This is a genomic window from Clostridium sp. (assembly GCF_021443865.1).
Taxonomy (GTDB): domain Bacteria; phylum Bacillota; class Clostridia; order Clostridiales; family Clostridiaceae; genus Clostridium.
Genome location: NZ_JABUTB010000093.1, coordinates 1 through 8062, shown reverse-complemented (window position 1 = coordinate 8062; position 8062 = coordinate 1). Strand labels below are relative to the sequence as shown.

Genomic DNA, 8062 nt, shown 5'->3' with positions numbered 1-8062 from the left:
TATTTTTTTCTATTTAAGAAATACTAATAATGTTTCTTATTACCTTTTTTAGTATTTCAAAAAAATTTAAAAATATGCATAAAACTTATAAAAAGTACAAGCTTTTAAGCTAATTCATCTTTTAATTGATCTTCAAAGATTATTGATAGCTCCGCTAGCGTAGCTCCCCAATTATGTATAGGTTGAGTCCATTTTTTCTAATATCTCCATTGTTGCTAGATACACACACTTATTTAAGGATTCATCTGTTGGAAAGATGACTCTAACCTTAGTAAATTTACAGATTTGACGATTAAATCCTTCTAAAACATTTGTAGTATAAATCATTTTTCTTATAGGTGGAGAAAATTCAAAAAATGTTGAAAGATTATTCCAATTGTTATACCAGGAGTCAATTACTATTCCATATTTATGCCCCCAGTTCTCTTTTAGGTTATCTAGCTGCGCTAACGCAAGTTCTTCTGTTGTAGCTTTATAAACTTCCTTTAAATCTTTCATAAATTCCCTTTTATCTTTTGAAGCTATGTATTTCATTGAATTTCTTATTTGATGAACAATGCATGTTTGAATATTTACTGATGGGAATACTGTTTTTATAGCTTGTGGGAGTCCTTTTAATCCATCCATGCAAGCAATTAAAATTTCTTTTACACCTCTATTTTTTAAATCATTACAAATTCCTAACCAGAATTTAGCGCCTTCAGCTTCATCAACCCATATACCTAATATATCTTTATATCCATCCATAGTGTATCCTAAGCATATATAAACAGCTTTGTTAACTATCTTTCCATTACTTCTAACCTTAAAATACATAGCATCCAAATAAACTATTGGATATATTTTATCTAATGATCTATTTTGCCATTCGGCTGCGGTAGCGAGTACTTTATCAGTTATTTTAGATACCATTGAAGGTGATATCGTTATTCCATATAAATCTTCAATTTCAGCTTGAATATCAGATGTTGACATACCTTTGGCATATAAAGATATAATCTTTTTATCTAATTCAGTACACACAGTTTCATATTTTTTTATAATTTGTGGCTCAAATTCAGCATTTCTATCACGGGGTACGTCTAAATCGACGTCACCGAAGGAGCTTCTTAAATTCTTTGTACTATAACCATTTCTATAGTTCTTTTTTAATTCATCTGAATCTTCCCTTCTTTCATATTTATCTCGACCCAAATGGCCTTCCATCTCTCCTTCTAATATATTTTCAAGAACATCTTTTACGAGTTTTTGTATAAGTCCATTTTTTCCCATAACATCATCAATGGTTTTGCATTTTTTAACTTCCTCATTGTAATTAAAGTTAGTATCAATTTTCTTTGGCATAATTTTTCCTCCTAAGTTTTTATAGTATATTATTCCAAAACTACCAACTGTTCATACAAAAAAACAGTAGTTAATTTTGTTTTTACACAAAACTAACTACTGTCCCAACAGCTCCATTCTTATTTATTTAATTATTAAAATAATCCTTTAAATAAATCTCCTAATGATACACCTTCATCATTATCGTTATATTGTAAATATTCCTTAGATTTTTCTTCAGCATCTTTTATAGTTAAAGAAATTCTCTTATTTTCCTTATTAACATCCAATACTTTAACCTTTACTTTTTGCCCTAATTTTAAAACATCTGAAGGTTTTGCTATATGTTCTTCTGTTATTTCATTTATATGAACTAAGCCTTCAACTCCAGGGAATAATTCTACAAAGGCACCAAAGTTTAATAAATTTACTACCTTTCCTTCTAGAATATCTCCTAATTTTAAGCTTTCTCCATTTTTAGCCCATGGATCTTCATTTATATCTTTTAAAATTAAAGAAACTCTTTGATTTTTAGCATCTACTTCTCCAATAAATACTTCTACCTTGTCTCCTTCTTTAACAACATCTTCTACTCTATTAACTCTTCCCCAAGATAAATCATTTAAGTGAATTAATCCAGTTAATCCTCCAATATCAACTATTGCACCAGCTTTTATTAGCTTTTTAACAATACCTGTTCTTTTTTCTCCTGACTTAATTGACTTCCATAATTCTTTCTTTTTATCTTCATATATTTCATCTTCTATTACTCTTCTTGAAGCAACTACTTTTCTTGATTTAAAGTCTAATTCAATTATTTTTACTTCTAATTCTTTTCCTATTAAATCAGATAAATTTATTCTATCTCTTGATGTTAAAGATGCTGGAATAAATACTCTTATATTTCCATAATAAGCTACTACTCCACCTTTAACTTCTTCTTTAACATACACTTTTATTATTTCTTCATTATCAAAAGCCTTTTTAATATCTTCTCTTTCAGTTATTTCTAAAGCCTTTATTCTTGATAATTGAACATACCCTTCTCCGTCATTTGGTGATAAGACATAAACTTTAATTTTATCTCCTGCCTTCACAACTTCTCTAGGATCTTTATCCATATTAGTTAATTCATTTTTTTCTATAACTCCATCAAAGGCATAATTAATATTAACCATAACTTCTTTATCATTAACATCTATTACTTCACCATCTAATATATCACCGGTTCTTATTCTCTTAACGTCAAACTCTTTTAATAAGTCACCCATAGTTCCTTCTAAGTTTTGATTATCCATGTATTTCACTCCTTAAATTATGTTATATACTATTATAATTTTAATTTAATATGATATTGATTACAACCCTTTATGGCTATTAACTTTTTTTATCTACATTAATCCTATATTATTAGTACGTAATTCTTATATTCTATAATTAATTATTATAAGAATATAATTTAAAAACCTGTATTGCCTAAAGAGTATTTTTATATTAAAGCTTGCTATAAGTCTATGCTCAATGTTAGTTTTTATAAAAGCTTTACTTTATATTTAGGTAATATTAATACTGTAAATTTTTCATAACTCAGCTTGTCTGAGTTATAACAATAATTATGCATTAAAAAAGGTTGCTTTTCAGCAACCTTTTACTTCTCTTTTATAAATACTAGATCTTTTTCTGTGGACATTTCTTCATTAAATAAATATCCATCTATATCTAACTTTTTTAATTCCTCTATATCTTCAATTTCATTTTGTATAATATATCTAGTCATAATTCCTCTAGCTTTTTTAGCATTAAAGGATATTATCTTATATTCATCTCCTCTTCGCTCTTTGAATATAGGAGTTATAACATTTACCTTTTTACTTTTCTTTACTCCTTCTATAGCAGTAAAGTATTCATTTGAAGCTAAATTAATTATAGTCTTATTTTTATGAGATTGTAATTCTTCAATTATACTTTCTTCTAATCTACTTCCCCAAAACTCGTATAAGTCCTTTAATCCATTTACCTTTAGCTTAGTACCCATCTCAAGTCTATACTCATTAATGCCATCGAAAGGTCTAAGTACTCCATATAGACCTGATAATATTCTTAAATGTTCATTAGCATAAAAAAGTTCTGAATCCGATAAACTACCTACATCCATCCCTCTATAGACATCACCTTTAAAAGCTAGAATAGCTTGTTTTGCTGTATCTATGCTTGGTGTCCATTTTTGGAATCTATCTCTGTTTAAATCAGCTAACTTTGTACTTATTTTCATAAGTTTTTCTAAAGAATAACTATCATAATTTACAATTTCATCTATTATTTCCTGCGACTTATCTAAAAACCTGGGCTCACTCATTGGTAAGTTACTATTTTGTGTTTCAAAATCTAAAGTTTTTGCAGGAGAAATAACAATTATCATAATGTTCCTCCTTTTACTTTTGCTTATTGGTTAAACTATCTTTCTTTTAATCATTTCATTATAACAATAATTTATTATATCACTTCTCTTTATTATTCCTATAAAAATACCTTCGTCATCAACTACAGGCACAAAATTTTGATTTGTAGCTAAAGAAATTAAACTTTCTACATTAGCATTTATTGAAACGCTCTTATGTTTTCTTTTTCTAGGTATATCTACTATTTTAACATTTTCTGTATTTCTAAAATTTAAATCTGGAGTATTTTTAAGTTTCCAAAGCAAATCTCCTTCTGTTAGTGTTCCAACATATTTGCCTTCCTTATTTATTAATGGTATAGCTGTATATCCATGATGCTCCATTCTTTCTATAACTTGTCTCATAGTTGCATCTAAATATTCGTATATCACTTCATTCTTAGGTGTTAAAAAAAATGCAATATTCATAATTTATCTTCTCCAATACTTAAAATTAAACCAAGTCATATAAAAATCTTATCATACTTTTATGGTAATTATTTTACACTATATAAAATCTTAATAGTTAATTAATTAATTTATTTTTTACCCTTTTAAACTTATAGCTATAATTAATATACTCAATCTCATCAATTATAGTGGCAATCTCATTATAAACTTCTTCTCCACTAAAGGTTTGCTTAACTATAACTTCATCAATAATTTTATTATTACACTTTTTACATTTTCCAATGGCTATAAATCTCCATTTCATTGGAATAAAATCATATTCAAAGTCTATATCTAAATTGCACTTAGGACATTTACACTTTAGCTTGTTTATATCTAATTTATATTCAGCTAAATTTTTAATATCCATTGCTGGCATGTTATATATATCTTTAATAATATAATTTTTAAGAACTCTTGAGTTGTATATTCTTTTAAATACTTCAGCAGTATAAACTGCATCATTTAAAGCATCATGTAGCTTACTACTATCAACTTTGATCTTAAATTCATCTAATGCACTTTTTAAACTCAAGGATTTCTTTTTTCCCAATATCTTAGTAGAATACTCTTGTAAATCCAAATAACTTTTTAGCCAATCTAAGTTATCATATTTATAGTGTATTGCATTATTAATTATTTCAATTATATCGTCTTTTGCCCAAGAACATATAATATCTCCATCATCAATTAATTCTGATAACTTTTGAATCCCCTCTTGGAATGATAATCCATTTTCTAAATCAGTATTTGTTATTCCAGTTATTTCAGATATTTTTGGATTCAAAATTGGAATAACAGAGGGTTTAATATATGCTTTAAATTCATTAAGTGGCTTCATATAATTATCTAGTTTTATTGCACCAATTTCTATTATTTCATTATCCAAATCAATATTTTCTAGGCTTGGATACTTTGTAAATATATCTGGATAATATTTATGTATCCCTTCTAAGTTATTGAACTCCAAATCAATTATTATAAATGCCATTTCATACCTCTCAAATTTTTATACTCACAAGTATATTATGCCATTTTTTTAAATATTTTTCACTATTATTTCTAGAAATAACGAAGAAAATATGATTCTAGTTGTTCCGTCGCAAGCTCCAAGTCACACTAGAATCATATTTTTCTTCTTTTTTATCTAAAGGAAATAATTCCTCATTTCATTTGGAATTATGAAAATCAGTGCTCATTTCACTTTTTATTATTCTTAACCTTTTAATGAGCTTTTGTTGCCACCTGGTAAACTCCAAGTCGCCCTAATATATTTACTAATTATCATCGAAGTTTATTCCTGCTATCTTCATTAAATGAACTGCATTTTGGGTTTTGCTTCTACCTTCTCTTAATTTATAATCAAATTTAATTTTATTATTTTCATAATACTCTTGGAAATTATAATTCTTAAGCCATTTCCTAGTTTCTTCTAAATCGCAAAGTTCTAAGTCATGGGTTGAAACTAATCCCATAGCTCCATTGCTTACTAATTGATTTATAAGAACCTTAGCTCCCTCATGTCTATCCATTGAGTTAGTTCCTTTAAAAATTTCATCTAATAGGAAAAATACCTTCTGCCCATTTTTAGCTGCTTCTATTAATATCTTTATTCTTAGTATTTCAGCGTAAAATGAAGATATACTTTCTTCTAAATTATCCTTAGTCCTCATACAAGTATAAATACTAAAAATACTACATCTAAACTTCTTAGCACATACTGGTGCTCCAATATAGCTTAATAGTAAGTTTATTCCTATAGTTCTTAAGAAAGTACTTTTACCTGACATATTAGAACCTGTAATTAAAGCAACTTTTCTACTTATCCCATTTTTAGAGTCTAAAATAAAGCTATTAGAAACTGCTTTTTCCCCTAACATTGGATGTGCTACCCCTATAGCTTCTACTTTATCTTCATTACATATTTCAGGGAAGCACCAGCTTTCAAAATCAAAAGACAAATTAGCAATACTTGATAACGCCTCAAAATCTCCCATAATTTCAAGCCATGATTTTAAATTATTGCCATTTAAATTTTTCCACTCTTCTAAATTTCTTAAGATAAATGTATCTGACAATATAGTTACATTTAATATTAAATAGTATGCATTTCCACTACTATCTCCTAGCCAATCTACTAGGGATTTTAATGCTTTCATTTCCTTTACTGCATTTTTCTTTTCATTAAATAACTTTGCCTTTAATTCTTTTAGTAACTTACTTTCAAAGTTTTCATTTTCTATTAAACTTAATATGTTGGTATAGGCTTCAATATCCTTTTTATGATTACTTAATAATGATATTATTTCTGCAAGATCCTTTGTTAATATCTTTACTACTAAATAATTAACCATAAATACTAAAAGTAAATATGTTATAGGTAAAGTTCCTAAAGCTACTAAAAGAATAGAGAAGATTGTCAAAGCTATAAAAATGTAAGGTACAATTTTTAATAGTGGCTTAATTTCTTTCTTATTTTCTGCCCAATTTAATAAAGCTTCAGTATCCTTTAATCCACTTTTTTTAAAGGTAGATTTTACTTCTAACTTTTGTCTCCAGTTAATCTTTTCTCCTAACTCTTTAATAGCTTCTTGCCTTTCAACTATTTCTGCTTTATTAGGAATATATTTTAATGATATTATTTTACTTAATTTTTCTCTTCCAAATTTAGTTCTTGTAGAATTTATCATTTGGAATAATGAATTTCTCCCAAAAACATCTAAATCACTAACAAAAGGGTGCTTATCATCTAAAAATTCCTCACCTTTATCTTCTTCCTTGAAGTTTCCCTTTATTCTATTTATTCCTCTTTGGTTAATATTAATGTATAATTTAGCTTCTTTCCTATTCTTTATCTTTTTATTATGAAAAATAGCTGCAATAATAAATATTAAAAATCCTATAATAACAGATGAAATTAGAACTATCATATTTTCTTTTTTATAAAAATAATAGGCTAATCCAATAGTTAGTATAACTATTATTAATCTTATAGTTGAAATTATATTTATTATATTATTTAAAGCTTTTATATCCTCACTTTTATTTAAAATCTCTTTATTATAAAAGTTTAATGCCTTGCTCATATATACACCGCCTCACTTAACTATTTTAACATTTTTTTCTGTTATAGCTAAAGGTTTTTATTCTTTACAACCTATAAATTTTTAAAATCATCAACATATTAATACTTATATAATTTTATGTATAATAAAAAATATAATGCTAGCTATGACAATAAAAATTATAAGTCTTAGTAGCATTATATCTATATTATTTTAATGAATTATATATTGTTTCTAAATTATATCTCATGCCTTCTATGTAGCTCATATTATCTTCTTTTGTTTCAAGACTATATACCTTAACTACCTTAGCACCTACTTCTTTTGCTAAAGTTTCAGCTTCTTTTTCGCTAGCAGTTGATTCGCTAAAAATTGTCTTAACTCCGTTTTCCTTACTGTAATTGATTAAGGCTTCTAAATTTTTAGCTGTTAATTCACCTTCACCAAATACATCTGCTATACTTTTTTGAGTTAATCCAAAATCTTTACATAAGTATCCAAAAGCTGCATGTCCAGTAACAAAATTTTTATTCTCTAAATCTCTAAATTTATCCTTATATTCATCATATAATGAAGTAAAATCACTTTTTAAATTTTCAAAGTTTGTTTCATAGTAGTCTTTATTTTCTGGGTCTACTTCTGATAAAGCATTTTTAATATTTTCTGCTTGTATTATTGCATTACCTAGACTTAACCAAACGTGAGGATCTGCTCCTCCATGTTCATGGTCATGGACTTCTTCTTCATTGTCGTGAGCCTCTTCACCTTCATGGTCATGATTTTCTTC

Annotated in this window: 6 protein-coding genes and 1 pseudogene; all 7 read right to left on the bottom strand. The window is 26.9% G+C overall.

Annotated elements, in window-relative coordinates; all coding sequences use genetic code 11:
- Positions 1–104: 104 nt before the first annotated feature.
- Positions 105–1344, bottom strand: a pseudogene (locus HUJ77_RS13295) (IS256 family transposase).
- A gap of 134 nt (positions 1345–1478) precedes the next feature.
- Entirely contained in the window at positions 1479–2621 is a 1143-nt protein-coding gene (gene rpsA / locus HUJ77_RS13290) for a 30S ribosomal protein S1 (RefSeq protein ID WP_291709390.1), read from the bottom strand.
- A 350-nt stretch (positions 2622–2971) separates the two neighbouring features.
- Positions 2972–3742 (bottom strand): peroxide stress protein YaaA, encoded by a 771-nt coding sequence (gene yaaA / locus HUJ77_RS13285; RefSeq protein WP_291709388.1) that lies wholly within the window; start codon positions 3740–3742, stop codon positions 2972–2974.
- Between the two features lie 30 nt (positions 3743–3772).
- Positions 3773–4189: a CBS domain-containing protein gene (locus HUJ77_RS13280; protein ID WP_291709385.1), complete on the bottom strand. Its 417-nt coding sequence runs from the start codon at positions 4187–4189 to the stop codon at positions 3773–3775.
- A 97-nt stretch (positions 4190–4286) separates the two neighbouring features.
- Positions 4287–5201 (bottom strand): 3'-5' exonuclease, encoded by a 915-nt coding sequence (locus HUJ77_RS13275; protein ID WP_291709382.1) that lies wholly within the window; start codon positions 5199–5201, stop codon positions 4287–4289.
- A 286-nt stretch (positions 5202–5487) separates the two neighbouring features.
- Positions 5488–7296: a MutS family DNA mismatch repair protein gene (locus HUJ77_RS13270; RefSeq protein ID WP_291709380.1), complete on the bottom strand. Its 1809-nt coding sequence runs from the start codon at positions 7294–7296 to the stop codon at positions 5488–5490.
- Positions 7297–7483: 187 nt separating this feature from the next.
- On the bottom strand, positions 7484–8062 hold a 579-nt coding region (locus HUJ77_RS13265; protein ID WP_291709378.1), incomplete at its 5' end, for a zinc ABC transporter substrate-binding protein.